This window comes from Burkholderia multivorans ATCC BAA-247 (assembly GCF_000959525.1).
GTDB lineage: Bacteria > Pseudomonadota > Gammaproteobacteria > Burkholderiales > Burkholderiaceae > Burkholderia > Burkholderia multivorans.
Genome location: NZ_CP009831.1, coordinates 1,644,951 through 1,660,802, shown reverse-complemented (window position 1 = coordinate 1,660,802; position 15,852 = coordinate 1,644,951). Strand labels below are relative to the sequence as shown.

The 15,852-nt window shown below is 68.0% G+C and carries 17 protein-coding genes; 16 read left to right on the top strand and 1 reads right to left on the bottom strand.

What is annotated here, in order from left to right; all coding sequences use genetic code 11:
* The first annotated feature begins 5 nt into the window (after positions 1 to 5).
* The 3 genes from NP80_RS09525 (at position 6) to NP80_RS09515 (ending at position 2,349) form a co-directional block, all read left to right on the top strand.
* On the top strand, positions 6 to 617 hold the full coding sequence (locus tag NP80_RS09525) for an alpha-ketoglutarate-dependent dioxygenase AlkB family protein (protein WP_006409830.1): 612 nt from the start codon (positions 6 to 8) through the stop codon (positions 615 to 617).
* A gap of 321 nt (positions 618 to 938) precedes the next feature.
* Positions 939 to 1,145 (top strand): hypothetical protein, encoded by a 207-nt coding sequence (locus tag NP80_RS09520; protein ID WP_006403204.1) that lies wholly within the window; start codon positions 939 to 941, stop codon positions 1,143 to 1,145.
* A gap of 271 nt (positions 1,146 to 1,416) precedes the next feature.
* Complete coding sequence (locus NP80_RS09515) at positions 1,417 to 2,349, top strand: IclR family transcriptional regulator (protein WP_006409827.1); 933 nt, start codon at positions 1,417 to 1,419, stop codon at positions 2,347 to 2,349.
* Between the two features lie 103 nt (positions 2,350 to 2,452).
* Here the strand turns inward: NP80_RS09515 and NP80_RS09510 are convergent, their stop codons facing one another.
* The gene (locus NP80_RS09510; RefSeq protein ID WP_006409825.1) at positions 2,453 to 3,532 is read right to left on the bottom strand and encodes a porin; all 1,080 of its coding nucleotides are present in this window, start codon (positions 3,530 to 3,532) and stop codon (positions 2,453 to 2,455) included.
* Between the two features lie 436 nt (positions 3,533 to 3,968).
* On the opposite strand from NP80_RS09510, the gene NP80_RS09505 reads away from it, so the two are divergent.
* From NP80_RS09505 to NP80_RS09445, 13 genes are all read left to right on the top strand, one after another.
* The gene (locus tag NP80_RS09505) at positions 3,969 to 4,286 is read left to right on the top strand and encodes a non-heme iron oxygenase ferredoxin subunit (RefSeq protein WP_006396774.1); all 318 of its coding nucleotides are present in this window, start codon (positions 3,969 to 3,971) and stop codon (positions 4,284 to 4,286) included.
* 1 nt (position 4,287) lies between these two features.
* On the top strand, positions 4,288 to 4,599 hold the full coding sequence (locus NP80_RS09500; RefSeq protein ID WP_006403207.1) for a recombinase-like helix-turn-helix domain-containing protein: 312 nt from the start codon (positions 4,288 to 4,290) through the stop codon (positions 4,597 to 4,599).
* Positions 4,600 to 4,646: 47 nt separating this feature from the next.
* The gene (locus NP80_RS09495; RefSeq protein ID WP_006403208.1) at positions 4,647 to 5,717 is read left to right on the top strand and encodes an aromatic ring-hydroxylating dioxygenase subunit alpha; all 1,071 of its coding nucleotides are present in this window, start codon (positions 4,647 to 4,649) and stop codon (positions 5,715 to 5,717) included.
* On the top strand, positions 5,710 to 6,480 hold the full coding sequence (locus NP80_RS09490) for an SDR family oxidoreductase (RefSeq protein WP_006408452.1): 771 nt from the start codon (positions 5,710 to 5,712) through the stop codon (positions 6,478 to 6,480). The genes NP80_RS09495 and NP80_RS09490 overlap by 8 nt, the downstream gene beginning before the upstream one ends.
* Positions 6,481 to 6,507: 27 nt before the next feature.
* Positions 6,508 to 7,035, top strand: coding sequence for a cupin domain-containing protein (locus NP80_RS09485; protein WP_006396778.1), 528 nt, complete (start codon positions 6,508 to 6,510; stop codon positions 7,033 to 7,035).
* A gap of 18 nt (positions 7,036 to 7,053) precedes the next feature.
* Complete coding sequence (locus tag NP80_RS09480) at positions 7,054 to 7,950, top strand: alpha/beta fold hydrolase (protein WP_006403210.1); 897 nt, start codon at positions 7,054 to 7,056, stop codon at positions 7,948 to 7,950.
* The gene (locus NP80_RS09475; RefSeq protein ID WP_006396780.1) at positions 7,947 to 8,801 is read left to right on the top strand and encodes an IclR family transcriptional regulator; all 855 of its coding nucleotides are present in this window, start codon (positions 7,947 to 7,949) and stop codon (positions 8,799 to 8,801) included. Before NP80_RS09480 ends, NP80_RS09475 begins: the two co-directional genes overlap by 4 nt.
* Positions 8,798 to 9,595: an SDR family oxidoreductase gene (locus tag NP80_RS09470; RefSeq protein WP_006409174.1), complete on the top strand. Its 798-nt coding sequence runs from the start codon at positions 8,798 to 8,800 to the stop codon at positions 9,593 to 9,595. The genes NP80_RS09475 and NP80_RS09470 overlap by 4 nt, the downstream gene beginning before the upstream one ends.
* A complete protein-coding gene (locus NP80_RS09465; protein ID WP_006403211.1) occupies positions 9,588 to 11,255 on the top strand; it encodes a thiamine pyrophosphate-binding protein in 1,668 nt (555 codons plus the stop codon). The genes NP80_RS09470 and NP80_RS09465 overlap by 8 nt, the downstream gene beginning before the upstream one ends.
* Positions 11,248 to 12,078: an aspartate dehydrogenase gene (locus NP80_RS09460; protein WP_006403212.1), complete on the top strand. Its 831-nt coding sequence runs from the start codon at positions 11,248 to 11,250 to the stop codon at positions 12,076 to 12,078. Before NP80_RS09465 ends, NP80_RS09460 begins: the two co-directional genes overlap by 8 nt.
* A 61-nt stretch (positions 12,079 to 12,139) precedes the next feature.
* A complete protein-coding gene (locus NP80_RS09455; RefSeq protein ID WP_006403213.1) occupies positions 12,140 to 13,630 on the top strand; it encodes an aldehyde dehydrogenase in 1,491 nt (496 codons plus the stop codon).
* 18 nt (positions 13,631 to 13,648) lie between these two features.
* On the top strand, positions 13,649 to 14,611 hold the full coding sequence (locus NP80_RS09450; protein WP_006403214.1) for a VOC family protein: 963 nt from the start codon (positions 13,649 to 13,651) through the stop codon (positions 14,609 to 14,611).
* Positions 14,608 to 15,843: an NAD(P)/FAD-dependent oxidoreductase gene (locus NP80_RS09445; protein WP_006403215.1), complete on the top strand. Its 1,236-nt coding sequence runs from the start codon at positions 14,608 to 14,610 to the stop codon at positions 15,841 to 15,843. The genes NP80_RS09450 and NP80_RS09445 overlap by 4 nt, the downstream gene beginning before the upstream one ends.
* The last annotated feature ends 9 nt before the right edge of the window (positions 15,844 to 15,852 follow it).

The following is a 15,852-nucleotide window of genomic DNA, read 5'->3' as shown; positions in this document are numbered from 1 at the left end:
CCCGCATGTCGACCCCCGATCTTTTTGACGAGACGCCCGCGCCCGACGTCGACTGGTACCCGGACTGGCTCGCATCGTCCGATGCCGATCGGCTGCTCGCGGCGCTGATCGACGAAGTGGCGTGGCGCCAGGACACGATCCGCACACCGCGCGGACGCATTCCTCTGCCGCGGCTGACTGCATGGCAGGGCGAGCCCGACGCTGTCTACGTGTATTCGGGCATTCGCAACGTGCCGGCGCCATGGACGCCGGCCGTGCTGGAGCTCAAGCGCGGCGTCGAGGCGGCGTGCGGCGCGCGGTTCAACAGCGTGCTGCTCAACCGCTATCGGAACGGGCAGGACGGGATAGGCTGGCATGCGGACAACGAACCCGAACTCGGCGACGCGCCCGTGATTGCGTCGGTCAGCCTCGGCGCGATGCGCGTGTTCGACCTGCGCCACCGCGCATCGGGCGCCACGCACGCGTACCGGCTCACACACGGCAGCCTGCTGGTGATGCGCGGGCGCACGCAGGTCGAATGGCAGCACCGCGTGCCGAAGGCGCCGTCAGTGCGCGGCGAACGCGTGAACCTGACGTTCCGGTACGTGTATCCGGCGGCGAAGGCGACCGACCGATAACGGACGAACCGGCGCTTGGGCAGACGAGCGCGCGTACAGCGCCCGCACGCGCGGGAAATCGTGCGGCACGTTGCCGCACAGAGGCGCTCCGCTGCATGTCGGCGAACCGGCACACACTTCCGCAGAAGCCCGCGCCGGCAGGGCCGGGGATCGATTCATCGACCGCCCGGTTCCGATAGCTGAGTGAAACCTCTGATGGTGCGTCGCAACAAATTCTGACTAGACTATCGAATGGCTGATAGCGCGCCGGGAGCCGGCGCCCATTTCTACAACATGCCTCATGCGCTGCGGGCCCAGCGCGGACAGGCAGGAGCACACCGCGTGAGCGCATTGCATGAATCCCTCGAACCCTCGCTGCACGTCTTCGAGCAAGACGGCGGATGGCAATGGGCGCTGACGGTGAAGCGTGCGTCCGGCGTCGGCGTCAAGGTCGTCGCGTTCAGCGAGCAGGGCTTTGCACACGAAGCCGACGCGCACGCGGCGGGCCAGCGCGCCCGCACCGAGTACGTCGACGCCGTCGCAGCCTGAGCGCGCAGCGCGTCGGTCCGTCGCAACGCCGGCGCAGCCGCGCGTTCTCGGCGCGGACATTCTCCCCGGCGCCCGTGCGCATCCCCGTCTATCGCTGATATTCTTTCGATCGTGTCAGCCTATGCGGCCGTCGTCGCGCGCAGCGCGCCGGCACGACGCGCGGGGCCGGCCGGGTCGTGTTGATCCGGCCGGACCGCCCATCCATAATTCTTCATCGCGGGTATCTCGTGAGCGATTCCATTTCGTCCATGTGCAGTGAGGCAATACAACGATGAGCGGCGTACCGAAACCGTCGGCCCGGCCGTCGCGCGCGCCGCGCGACGCCGAACGCGACGAACTGCCGCCGCCCGCAGCGGGCGACGACGAACCGGCCGCCGGCGCATCGTCGTATCTGGTGCCCGGTCTCGAACGCGGGCTGCGGATCCTCGCCGAATTCACGGCGCGCGAGCCGGTGCTCGGTGCGCCGGAGCTGTCGAAGCGCATCGGCATTCCGCGCACGACGACGTTCCGTCTGCTGCAGACGCTCGAGGCGCTCGGCTTTCTCGAGCGCGTGAACGGCGATCGTTATTTCCGGCTCGGCGTCGGCGTGCTGCGGCTCGGCTTCGAATATCTGAACTCGCTGGAGCTGACCGATCTCGGCACGCCGGTGCTCGAACGGCTGCGCGATGCGACGAGCCTGTCCACGCATCTGCTGATCCGCGATCAGCGCGATGTCGTGTTCGTCGCGAAAGCGCAGAGCAACGCGTCGATGTTCGGCTCGGTGAAGGTGCATGTCGGCACGCGGCTGCCCGCGCACGCGACCGTGCATGGCCACGTGCTGATGGGCGACCTCACGCGCGACGCGCTGCGCCAGCTCTATCCGGAAAAGCGGCTCGAGCAGTTCACCGACCGCACGCCGGCCACCGTCGACGAGCTGTACGAGCGCGTGCGTCAGTACGCGCGGCTCGGCTATGCGGTCAGCGAGGCCGCGTTCGAAAGCGGGATTTCGGCGGTCACCGCGCCGGTGCGCGATCATTCGGGCTCGATCGTGGCCGCGATCACCGCGACGGTGCCGCGCTCCGAGATCGGCGACGCGGCCGAGAAGGAGCGGCTCGTCGAGGCCGTGTGCGGCGCGGCCGTCGATCTGTCCCAGCGTCTGAACTACCGTCCGCTCGACAGCGATCCGACGTTCGCGCATGCGCGTCACAAGGTCGCGATGTTCTGATGCGCACGCTCGGCCGCGGCGGCGGCCGTCGATAAAACAGCAGAGCGGCCCGCGGGCCGCTCTCGTCGTTTACGGATGCCGCGTCGGGACACGCGGCGGCCGGTCAGAACGAGTGGTGAATCCCCGCGAGCACGATCAGCTGGTTCGCGGTGCTCGATACGCCGGCCGTAAAGAACGCGGCGTGCGCGCCGCCCGACGCATGCTCGTACAGCACGTTTGCATAGAGCTGCGTGCGTTTCGACAGCGCATAGATGTCGCCGAGTTCGACCTGCGTCCAGCGGCGGCCGGCGAGCGTCGTCGTCGCGGCGCCGCCCGCGATCGTGTTGAACGGACTGCTGCGGTAGTTGACGCCCGCATCGTAGCTCTGGAACGTGTCGGAATAGCCGTTCGACTGCATCTTCGTGCGCGTGTACAGCCCGTGCACGAGAAAGTCGCCGAACTGATACGACGCGCCGGCGCCGATGTTCTCGACCTTGTTCGCGAGATAGCCGTTCGCCGTGTTCTGCCCCTGGAACGACGCGATGCCGGTTTGCGAGATCAGCACCGAGCGGTCGTGCTCGCTCGAGTAGACGGCGGCCGCCTTGAACGGCCCGTTCGCATAGTTCAGCGCGACGCCGACCGACTTGCCGGTCGAGAAGTTCGTCGTATTGCCGAGCGCGAGCGTCGCCGCGGCCGAGAAGCCCGCGAAGCTCGGCGACCGGTACTTGATCGCGTTGTTGTACGGCACGTTGCCGGTCGCGGCGAGCCCGTCGATGTTGCCGGGGTGGAACGCGAACCAGCTCATCGCAAGGTAGGCGGTGCTGAGCGGATCGAGATAGTCGAACATCAGCGGCGTCTGGCGGCCGAGCGTCAGCGTGCCGAGGCGCTCGGAGCTGAGGCCGACGTAGGCGGCGCGATTCCAGATCGTGTTCGCGGTCGCGAACTGGCCGTTGTTCGTATAGAAGCCGTTCTCGAGCTGGAAGATCGCCGACAGGCCGCCGCCCAGATCTTCCTTGCCCTTCAGCCCCCAGCGATCGGGCTGCGTATTGCCCTGGATCATCGCCCACTTCGCGTGGCCGCCGACGTTGTTCACGTACGCGACGCCCGCATCGAGGCTCCCGTACAGCACCACGCTGCTCTGCGCCCACGCGCCCGACGCGGCGCCCATCCCGACGACCGCTGCTGCTACCGCATGCTTGACCATGTGATCTCCTGACTCTCCATCCGAATGAAAACGGGCGGTGGTACTGCGCGCATGGACGACCGGCCGTCACGCGAGTCCCTCACCCGACGGGCGGTTCATGTGTTCCATATAAGGAACATCGTGCCTCTGATGGAATGAAGTATAGGGGCGCCACAATGCCGGAAAAAAATAAATTTTTCGGGGCGGATGCATGTCGCGTGGCGCGCCACCGGCGGCTCGCTTTCCGCGCGCGAACGCGATAAATCCCCGTCACACAAGAAAAATTCGGTAAATGGCCGTGCTTTCGCACGATCGTCGAATCGGCAGTCGGTGTTTTCCCTAGGACGAGCAGCTTTTTATTTTGATCGCCGAAAGTCGCTCCTATAATCACCATCCATAAACTGCTGTTCCTAATATGGAACAAAAATCGAGAGTCGATCAGAAGGAAGGGTGTGAGATGTCTGAACAATGGGTTTGCGCCGGGCACGCCGGCGCGCTGTCGGAAGACACGCCGATCGAGTTCAAGCGGACCGACGGTGTCGAGATCGGGATCTATCGCGTCGGCGACGAGGTGTACGCGCTCGAGAACGTGTGCCCGCATGCATACGCGCTGCTGACGCAGGGTTTCGTCGACGAAGGCACGGTCGAATGCCCGCTGCACGAAGCCGTGTTCGACATCAGGACGGGCGAATGCCTGAAGGGGCCCGGCGGCCGTGCACTGAAGCAGTACGCGGTACGCCTCGCCGGCGAGGAAATCCAGATCAAGGTGGAATGACATGAAAGAAGCGAGCGTGAACTTCAACCCGTTCCTGAAGCCGTGGGTGGCGCCGCAGCCGAACAACGTCGCCGGCAAGGGGCAGATCGAGATCCCCGGTCAGGTCGAGAACCGGATCTGGCAGACGCGCAAGGCCGAACCCACCCAGTACGAGAACGACCTCGGCGATGCACTGGAACGCGTGTTCGAGGCCGGCGCGACCGAGCTCGACGACGTGGTCGCGGGCCTGAACCGGATCGGCTTTCGCATGCCCGACGGCGCGCCGTGGACCGCCGAGCGCTTCTGCGCCGAAATGGCGTCGCTCGCGGAATGACCGCGCGCGCCGAGCGACCGACAGACAACCGCATCCGGAGCACACTGATGACGTCCCCCGCACAACACGCATCGCAACACGACCCGGTCCGTGACTATCTCGACCGCGGCATCAAGAACTACTGGTATCCCGTCGCGCCGAGCTGGCAGGTATCGAACGCGCCGGTCGGCATTACGCGCCTGTCCGAACAGATCGTGCTGTGGCGCGATCAGGACGGGAAGGTCCACGCGCTCGAAGATCGCTGCCCGCATCGCGGCGCACGTCTGTCGCTCGGCTGGAACCTCGGCGGCAGCGTCGCATGCTGGTATCACGGCATCGAAGTTGACGGCAGCGGGACGGTCAACAAGGTGCCGGCGGTCGCGAACTGCCCGCTGGAAGGCACGAAGTGCGTGAAGTCGTATCCGGTCGAGGAGAAGGCCGGCGCGATCTTCCTGTGGTTCGGCGACGACGCGCATCCGGAACCCGCACCGCTGAATCTGCCGGTCGAACTGGTCGCCGACGAATACGCGCATTTCCTCTGCATGTCGAACTGGAAGTGCAATTACCAGTACGCGATCGACAACGTGATGGATCCGATGCACGGCGCGTATCTGCACGCGACGTCGCACTCGATGGCCGAAGGCGACAAGCAGGCCGACATGCGCGTGCGCAAGACCGAGACGGGGCTGATGTTCGAAAAGATCGGCCAGCGCGACGTGAACTTCGACTGGGTCGAACTCGGCGAAACCGGCTGCCTCTGGATGCGCCTCGCGATTCCGTACAAGCAGAAGTTCGGCCCCGGCGGCAACTTCGGGATCATCGGCTTTGCGACGCCGGTCGACGACGACCACTGCCAGGTCTACTTCTGGCGCACGCGCAAGGTCGTCGGCTGGCAGCGCGATGTGTGGCGCTTCATGTACCGCAACCGCCTCGAAGGTCTGCACTGGGACGTGCTCGAGCAGGACCGCTACGTCCTCGAAAGCCTCGCGCCGAACGCGCGCGATCACGAATATCTGTATCAGCACGACGTCGGCATCACGCGCGTGCGCCGGATGCTGCGCCAGCGTGCACAGGAACATCTGTCGGCGCTCGATGCGCATCGCGCGGCGCAGGCCGCAGCGGAGTCCGCGCATGGCTGAGCACGCACGGGTCGTGTCGCTCGCCGGGCGGCGCGTCGTCGTGACGGGCGGCGCGCGCGGACTCGGCGCCGCGTTCGTGACGGCGCTCGTCGACGCGGGCGCGCAAGTCGCGTTCGGCGACGTGCTCGTCGACGAAGGCCGGGCGCTCGCCGCATCGCTCGCGCAGCGCGGCCATGCCGCGCATTTCTTCGCGCTCGATCTCGCCGACGCGGCCGGCATCGACGCATTCGTCGCGCAATGCGCCACGGCGCTCGGCGGCATCGACGGCCTGATCAACAACGCGGCGATCACGAACTCGGGCGGCAAGGCGTCGACGGAACTCGACGTGCCGACATGGGACGCGGTGATGAACGTGAACGTGCGCGGCCTCTGGCTCGTCAGCAACGCCGCGCTGCCGCACCTCGCGCAATCGGGCCGCGGTGCGATCGTGAACCTCGCCTCGGATACCGCGCTGTGGGGTGCGCCGAAGCTGCTCGCCTACGTGGCGAGCAAGGGCGCCGTGATCGCGATGACGCACGCGCAGGCGCGCGAATTCGGCGCACACGGCGTGACGGTCAATGCGATCGCGCCGGGTCTCACCGAAGTCGAGGCGACCGCATACGTGCCCGCGGAGCGGCACGCGTATTACCTGCAGGGCCGTGCGCTCACGCGTGCGCAGGTGCCGGGCGACGTGACGGGCCCCGTGCTGTTCCTGCTGTCCGACGCCGCGCGCTTCGTGACCGGTCAACTGCTGCCGGTCAACGGCGGCTTCGTAATGAATTGATGGTTTTCACTCTTTGAGGAGATGACGATGGCGGACGCCGATATCGAACGCAAATCGTGGGATCAGCCGGAAGGCGCAACGTTCGGCGAGTGGATGGAAGGGCGTGTCGCGCGCTATGCGACGCGCCGCTACGACTGGGATGCGCTGAAGTTCCAGGCCGACTACGACCCGAAGTATCGCCGCGCGCAGATGCGCTATGTCGGCACGGGCGGCACGGGCGTCGCGAAGGACGTGAACACGGTGCCGGCCGGCAACTTCACGTTCTCGACGATGGTGATCCCGGCCGGCAACATCGGCCCGAGCCATATTCACATCGACGTCGAGGAAATCTTCTTCGTGCTGCGCGGCAAGATGAAGGTGATCTGCGAGCGCGACGGCGAAACGTGGGAAGCGATTCTCGGCGAGCGCGATCTGATTTCGGTGCCGCCCGGCGTGTATCGCACGGAGATCAACATCGGCGAGGAAGACGCGCTGATGTGCGTGATGCTCGGTTCGCCGAAGCCGATCACGCCGACGTATCCGCCCGATTCGCCGCTCGCGAAGATCAAGCGCTGACACGGAGCGGATGAAGCGATGAGTGTCGTCGACAAACGAGAACGCGACCGCACCGCGGCGTTCGCCACGCTGCTCGAGCGGTTTCCCGAGCAGCGCTGCGCCGCCGGCGCGGCGGGCACGATCGGTTATCGCGAGGCCGGTGCGCAGCAGGCTGGCGCCGCGCTGCCCGTCGTGCTGCTGCACGGGATCGGCTCGGGCGCCGCGTCGTGGGTGCGCCAGCTCGACGCGCTCGGCGCTTCGCGCCGCGTGCTCGCGTGGGACGCGCCCGGCTACGGCGCATCGACGCCGGTGCACGGCGCATCGCCGTCGGCCGTCGATTATGCGGCGTCGCTCGACGCGTGGCTCGACGCGCTCGGCATCGCGCGCTGCGTGCTCGTCGGGCATTCGCTCGGCGCGATCGTCGCGGGCGGCATGGTGCGCGTGAAGCCCGAGCGGATCGCGGGGCTGCTGCTGATTTCGCCGGCCGGCGGTTACGGCAGCGCGCCGGCCGAGACGCGCGCGTCGCGCCGCGACGCGCGGCTCGCGATGCTCGCGGAACTCGGGCCTGCCGGGCTCGCCGCGCAGCGCAGCGGCAACATGCTGTCGGGCTTCGCGACCGAAGACGCGCGCGCATGGGTGCGCTGGAACATGGCGCGCATCGTGCCGGCCGGCTATGCGCAGGCCACGCATCTGCTCGCCAATGCCGATCTCGCGGCCGATCTCGCCGGGTTCCGCGGCCGCACGGCGGTGGCCGTGGGCGCGAACGACGCGATTACGCCGCCCGCGGCGTGCGAACGCATCGCGGCGGCCGCCGGCGTCGGACTGCAGGTGATTCCGCAGGCCGGCCACGCGGGCTACGTCGAGGCGCCCGACGTCTATTCGGCCTTGATCGACGCGTTCTGCCGGCAGTGCGACATCGAGCGGAGGGCGGCATGAGCGAACCGTTGCAGAGCGCGGCCGAACCTGCGAAGGCCGAAGCGAGCTACGTCGTGCCCGGCCTCGAGCGCGGGCTGCGGATTCTCGCCGAATTCTCGCCGCGCGAACCGGTACTCGGAGCGCCGGAGCTGTCGAAGCGGCTCGGCATTCCGCGCACGACCGTATTCCGTCTGCTGCAGACGCTGGAATCGCTCGGCTTTCTCGAGCGCGCCGACAAGGACCGCAACTACAAGCTCGGCATCGCGGTGCTGCGGCTCGGCTTCGAATATCTGAGCTCGCTCGAGCTGACCGATCTCGGCCTGCCCGTGATCGAAAGCCTGCGCGATGCGACCGGCTTCACGACGCACATCGTGATCCGCGACGGCCGCGACGTCGTGTTCGTTGCGAAGGCGCAGAGCGAGGCGCCCGTGTTCAGTTCGATTCGCGTGAACGTCGGTACGCGGCTGCCCGCGCACGCGACGACGCACGGTCACGTGCTGATGGGCGACCTGTCGCTGGACGAGCTGCGCGCGCTGTATCCGGAAGGCACGCTGCCGCGGATGACGAACGCGACGCCGGACACGGTCGACGCGCTGTACACCATGATCCGCGAGGATGCGCTGCGCGGATACGGCATCAGCAATTCGTCGTTCGAGCGCGGCATTTCGGTCGTCACCGCGCCGGTACGCAACGACACGCAGAAGATCGTCGCCTGCATCACGGTGACGGTGCCGCGCCCGGAGATCGACGCGACGCTGATCGCCGACGGGCTGATCGACAAGGTGCGGCGCGCGGCGGCCGAACTGTCGCGGCGGCTCAATTACCGCTCGGACGACGAACACACGTTTTTGAAGGCTTTGGGACTCCGATGATTCAGATCGATCTGACCGGGCAGGTCGCGGTGGTGACGGGCGGTTCGTCCGGCATCGGCCTCGCGACGGCCGAACGGTTCTTGCAGGCCGGCGCGTCGATCGCGATTTGCGGCCGCGACGGCGAACGTCTCGCGCGCGCCGAGACGATGCTCGGCGAACGGTATCCGGGCGCGCCGCTGCTCGCCGTGCGCTGCAACGTGCTCGACGAAGCCGACGTGAGCGCGTTCGCGCAGGCCGTGTCGGACCGCTTCGGCCGCACCGACATGCTGGTCAACAACGCCGGCCAGGGCCGCGTGTCGACGTTCGCCGAGACGACCGACGACGCGTGGCGCGACGAGCTCGAGCTCAAGTACTTCAGCATCATCCGCCCGACGCGCGCGTTCCTGCCGATGCTGCGCGACGCGCCTGCGCCGACGATCACGTGCGTGAACTCGCTGCTCGCGCTGCAGCCGGAGCCGCACATGGTCGCGACCTCGTCCGCGCGCGCGGGCGTGCTGAGCCTCGTGAAGTCGCTCGCGACGGAACTGGCGCCGCAGCGGATCCGCGTGAACTCGATCCTGATCGGAATCGTCGAGTCCGGCCAGTGGCGCCGCCGCTACGAGGCGCAGGCGCAGCCCGGCGAAAGCTGGGAAGACTGGACCGGCGCGCTCGCGCGCAAGAAGAACATTCCGCTGAACCGCTTCGGCAAGCCCGACGAGGCCGCCTGGGCGCTTTTTTATCTCGCAACGCATCTGTCGTCCTACACGACGGGCAGCCATATCGACGTTTCTGGAGGCTTTGCACGCCATGTCTAAAAAAACCACGGTTGGCGAGCTGATTGCCGCCTTTCTCGAGCAGTGCGGCGTGAAGACCGCATTCGGTGTCATCTCGATCCACAACATGCCGATCCTCGACGCGATCAACACGCGCGGCAACATCCGCTACGTGGGCGCACGCGGCGAAGCCGGCGCGGTCAACATGGCCGACGGCCTCGCGCGCGTGTCGGGCGGCCTCGGCGTCGCGTTCACGAGCACCGGCACGGCGGCGGGCAATGCGGCCGGCGCGATGGTCGAGGCGCTGACGGCCGGCACCGCCCTGCTGCACATCACCGGGCAGATCGAAACGCCGTACCTCGATCAGGATCTCGCGTATATCCACGAAGCGCCCGATCAGCTGACGATGCTCGACGCGATCTCGAAGGCCGCATTCCGCGTGCGGACCGTCGAAACCGTGCTGCCGACGATCCGCGAAGCGGTGCGCATCGCGCAGACCGCGCCGACGGGCCCCGTGTCGGTCGAGATTCCGATCGACATCCAGGCGGCCGAGATCGAATGGCCGGAAGACCTCGCGCCCGCGCACGTCGCGGTGCGCGAGCACGACAGCGCGCGCGTCGCGAAGCTCGCCGACGCGCTCGCCTCGAAGCGCCGTCCGCTGCTGTGGCTCGGCGGCGGCGCGCGGCATGCGCGCGCCGAAGTCGAGCGCTTGGTGAAGCTCGGCTTCGGTGTCGTCACCAGCGTGCAGGGGCGCGGCGTGCTGCCCGAGGATCATCCGGCCACGCTCGGCGCGTTCAACGTGCATGCGGCCGTCGAAGCGTTCTACAAGACCTGCGATGCGCTCGTCGTCGTCGGTTCGCGGCTGCGCGGCAACGAAACGCTGAAGTACAAGCTCGCACTGCCGCAGCCGCTGTTCCGCATCGACGCGGATGCGCTCGCCGACAACCGCGGCTATCGCAACGCGCTGTTCGTGCACGGCGATTCGAAGCGCGTGCTCGCCGAACTCGCCGACCGTCTCGAAGGCCGGCTGTCGGTCGATCCGCAGTTCGCGGTCGATCTGGCCGGCGCGCGCGAACAGGCTGTGGCCGACGTGTCGAAGGGACTCGGGCCGTACAAGCAGCTCGTCGACACGCTGCAGAGCGCGGTCGGACGCGACTACAACTGGGTGCGCGACGTGACGATCTCGAACAGCACGTGGGGCAACCGGCTGCTGAAGATCTTCGAGCCGCGTGCGGGCGTGCATGCGCTCGGCGGCGGCATCGGCCAGGGCATCCAGATGGGGATCGGCGCAGCGCTCGCCGGCAGCGCCGCGAAGACGGTATGCCTGGTCGGCGACGGCGGGCTGATGGTGAACGTCGGCGAGCTCGTCACGGCCGTGCAGGAAAACGCGAACGTGATGATCGTGCTGATGAACGATCAGTGCTACGGCGTGATCCGCAACATCCAGGACGCGCACTACGGCGGCCGCCGCTGCTTCGTGCAACTGCATCAGCCCGATTTCGCGCAGTTCTGCGCAAGCTTCGGCCTGACGCACTACCGCATCACGTCGCTCGACCAGGCCGAAGCGGTCGTGCGCGAAGGCCTCGCGAAGCAGGGCCCGGTGATGGTCGAAGTCGACATGCTGTCGGTCGGCTCGTTCGCTTCCGCGTTCGCGGGCCCGCCGGTGAAGAAGGAAGCGCCGGAGGAGCGCCAGTATGCGTAACGGCCACGCGCACCACGGGCATGCGCCCGTCGACGTCGCGATGATCGGCTTCGGTGCGATCGGCGCGGCCGTCTATCGCGCGGTCGAGCACGACGCGTCGCTGCGCGTCGCGCACGTGATCGTGCCGGAGCATCAGCGTGACGCCGTGCAGCGCGATCTCGGCGGCGCGGTGGAGGTCGTGTCGTCGGTCGACGCGCTGGCCCGCCGCCCCGAGTTCGCGCTCGAATGCGCGGGCCACAGCGCGCTCGTCGATCACGTCGTGCCGTTGCTGAAGTCGGGCACCGACTGCGCGGTGGCGTCGATCGGCGCGCTGTCCGATCTCGCGCTGCTCGACGCGCTGTCGCAGGCCGCCGACGAAGGCGACGCGACGCTGACGCTGCTCTCGGGCGCGATCGGCGGAATCGACGCACTCGCGTCCGCGAGGCAGGGCGGCCTCGACGAGGTGCTGTACGTCGGCCGCAAGCCGCCGCTCGGCTGGCTCGGCACGCCGGCCGAAGCCTTGTGCGACCTGCGCACGATGACGGAGGAAAAGGTGATCTTCGAAGGCACCGCGCGCGATGCCGCGCGGCTGTATCCGAAGAACGCGAACGTCGCGGCGACCGTTGCGCTGGCCGGCGTCGGCCTCGATGCGACGCGCGTGCGCCTGATCGCCGATCCGGCCGTCGCGCGCAACGTGCACCGCATCACCGCACGCGGTGCGTTCGGCGAGATGTCGCTCGAAATGAGCGGCAAGCCGCTGCCCGACAACCCGAAGACGTCCGCGCTGACCGCATTCAGCGCGATCCGCGCGCTGCGCAATCGCGCGGCCCGCTGCGTGATCTGACGATGCGGCCGACCGACCCGTTCGCGCCGCCGCGCGCACCGAAAGACCTGGGATTTGTGAAATGACTCCATTCGATACGAGCCTCGTACCCAACGGCGACATCCTGATCGGCGGCGAATGGCGGCGCGGCCGCGGCGCGCCGTATGCGAGCGTCTATCCGGCCGATCAGTCGCTGAACCTGGAAGTGTCGACCGCCAGTGCCGAAGACGCGGCCGACGCGATCGTCGCGGCCGACGCCGCGTGGCGCCGTGCCGACTGGGCCGGCCTCAAGCCGCATCAGCGCGCGCTCGTGCTGTACCGGATCGCCGATCTGATCATGCAGCGTCATGAAGCGCTCGCGCATCTGCAGCGCCGCGACAACGGCAAGCCGATCGGCGAGACGCGCGTGCTGGTCGCGAGCGCCGCGAATACGTTCCGCTACTACGCGGCGTGCCTCGAAACGCTGGACGAAGAGCTGACGCCGTCGCGCGGCGACTATCTGACGATGAGCGTCTACGAGCCGATCGGTGTGATCGCCGCGATCACGCCGTGGAATTCGCCGATCGCGTCCGACGCGCAGAAGCTCGCGCCGGCGCTCGCGGGCGGCAACGCCGTCGTGCTGAAGCCGGCCGAAGTCACGCCGCTCGCCTCGCTCGCGCTCGCGCGGATCTGCGAGGAAGCCGGCGTGCCGAAGGGCGTACTCAGCGTGCTGCCGGGCAAGGGCTCGGTGATCGGCGACGTGCTCGTGCGTCATCCGCTCGTGAAGAAGGTGTCGTTTACGGGCGGCACCGAGGTCGGTCGCGGGATCGCCCGCATTGCGGCGGAGAAGCTGATGCCGGTGTCGCTCGAGCTCGGCGGCAAGTCGCCGACGATCGTGTTCGACGACGCCGATCTCGATCATGCGGTCAACGGCGTCCTGTACGGCATCTTCAGCTCGTCGGGCGAAGCGTGCATCGCGGGCTCGCGGCTCTTCGTACAGCGCTCGGTGTACGACGCGTTCATGAAGCGGCTCGTCGACGGCGCGCGCAAGCTGCGCGTCGGCGATCCGGCGCGGCCCGACACGCAGATGGGGCCGCTGATCACCGCGAAGCATCGCGAGTCGGTCGAACGCTACGTCGCGCTCGGGCTCGACGAGGGCGGGCGGCTGCTCTGCGGCGGCGAACGGCCGACCGGCGACGGGCGCGAGAACGGTTTCTTCTATCAGCCGACGATCCTCGAAGGCCTGTCGAATCGCGCGCGCATCTGCCAGGAGGAAATCTTCGGGCCCGTCCTCGTGGCGATGCCGTTCGACGACGAGGCGTCGCTGATCGAGCAGGCGAACGACAGCGTGTTCGGCCTCGCGGCCGGCATCTGGACGCGCGACTACAAGCGTGCGTGGCGCGTCGCGCGCGCGCTCGAGACGGGCACCGTGTGGATCAATACGTACAAGCTGTTCTCGATCTCGACGCCGTTCTCCGGCTGGAAGGAGAGCGGGATGGGCCGCGAGAAGGGCCGCCTCGGGATCCGCGAATACATGCAGCAGAAGAGCCTGTACTGGGGCTTGAACGACGCGCCGCTGCCGTGGGCGAACTGAGCGAAGGGGAATTACGCAATGACCATCTTGGGTATCGAGCAGATCACGTACGGCGTCGACGACCTCGCGACGTGCCGCCGCTTTTTCGCGGACTGGGGACTGAAGGAAGTCGCGCATGACGCGACGCACGCGCGCTTCGAGACGATGAACGGCTGTACGGTGCGCGTCGTGAAGGCCGACGATCCGGCGCTGCCGCCCGCGTTCGAGAGCGGCCCGACGCTGCGCGAGGTCACGTGGGGCGTCGCGACGCAGCCGGAACTCGACGCGCTGCGCGGCAAGCTCGCCGGCCAGCCCGGCTACTACGCGCACGACGATGCAATCGGCTGCATCGATCCGAACGGGATGGCGATCCGCATCGAGGTCACGCGCAAGCGTGCGCTCGACATCACCGGTTCGCCGTCGAACGTATGGGGCAAGGCGCTGCGCGTCGACCAGCCGAGCCCCGTCTATGCGCGCGCGGAGCCGGTCGAGGTCGGGCATGTCGTGTTCTTCACGAACTGCCTCGACGAGCAGGAGCGCTTCTATCACGACCTGCTCGGCTTCGAGACCTCGGACCGCTATCCGGGCCGCGGTGCGTTCATGCGCTGCGCGCCGCACGGCGGCCATCACGACCTGTTCCTGCTCGCGCTGCCGAACGGCAAGCGCGGCCTGAACCACGTCGCGTTCACCGTGCGCGACATCCACGAAGTGTTCGGCGGCGGCATGCACATCGACCGCTGCGGGTGGCAGACGCAGCTCGGGCCCGGCCGTCATCCGGTGTCGTCGGCGTACTTCTGGTATTTCCAGAATCCGGCCGGCGGCCTGATCGAGTACTACGCGGACGAAGACGTGCTGACGCCCGACTGGCAGCCGCGCGAATTCGAGCCGGGCCCGACCGTGTTCGCCGAGTGGGCGGTCGACGGCGGCCTCGACGGCAACACGCGCCGGCAGAAGGACGCCAAGGCGCCGGAAGGCAAGTTCATGACGGAGCGCAAATCATGACCGACGCGAACACCGATGCGCCGCGCACGATCGTCGTGATCGGCGGCGGGCAGGCGGCCGGCTGGGTACTGAAGACGCTGCGCGCGGAAGGGTATGCGGGCCGTCTCGTGATGATCGCCGACGAGCCGCATCTGCCGTACGAGCGCCCGCCGTTATCGAAGGCCGTGCTGGCCGGCGACGCGGACATCGAGACCGTGCGCGTCGTGCGCCCGGACGAGTTCGACGCACTGAACGTCGAGGCCTGGCAGCCAGAACGCGCGGAATCGATCGACCGCGCGCGGCGCGTGGTGAAGACCGCGAGCGGTCGCGAGACCGAATACGACCGCCTCGTGATCGCGACCGGCGGCACGTCGCGACGGCTGCCCGACGCGGTCGTCCATACGTCGAACCTGCACTACCTGCGCACACTCGACGAGGCGGCCGCGCTCGGCGAGAAGCTGCGCGCGAGCCGGCGCGTGCTCGTGATCGGCGGCGGCTGGATCGGCCTCGAAGTCGCGGCGACCGCGCGCAAGCTCGGCGTCGACGCGGTCGTCGTCGAAGGCGCGCCGCGGCTGTGCGGCCGCTCGGTGCCGCCGATCGTGTCGGATTTTCTCTGCGACCTGCATCGCGCGAACGGCGTCGACGTGCGGCTCGGTGCTGCGCTCGCATCGCTCGACGCGCAACCGGACGACGCGTCGAAAGTGCGCGCGACGCTCACCGACGGCACGACGATCGACGCCGATTTCGCGGTGGCCGGCATCGGTCTCGCGCTGAACGCATCGCTGGCGAGCGACGCGGGGCTGGCCGTCGACGACGGCATCGTCGTCGACGAGTTCGGCGCGACGAGCGACCCGGCGATCTTCGCGTGCGGCGACGTCGCGAATCATCACAACGGCTGGCTGAAGCGGCGCGTGCGGCTCGAATCGTGGGCCAATGCGCAGAACCAGGCGATCGCGGCCGCGAAGGCGGTGCTCGGCGTGCGCGCACCGTACGCCGAGATTCCCTGGTTCTGGTCCGATCAGTACGACGTGAACCTGCAGATCCTCGGCGATCTGCCGGCCGATGCGCAGCTCGTCGTGCGCGGCGATCTCGCCGCGCGCCGCGCAACGCTGTTTTTCCTCGGCGACGGGCATGTGAGAGGTGTCGTCGCCATCAACAACGCGCGCGAACTGAAGCTCGCGCGCAAGTGGATGAACCAGGGCCGGGCAGTGGATAGGGAAGCCCTGGCAGACACGACCAAGGCGCTTGCCTGAGCGGCCAGA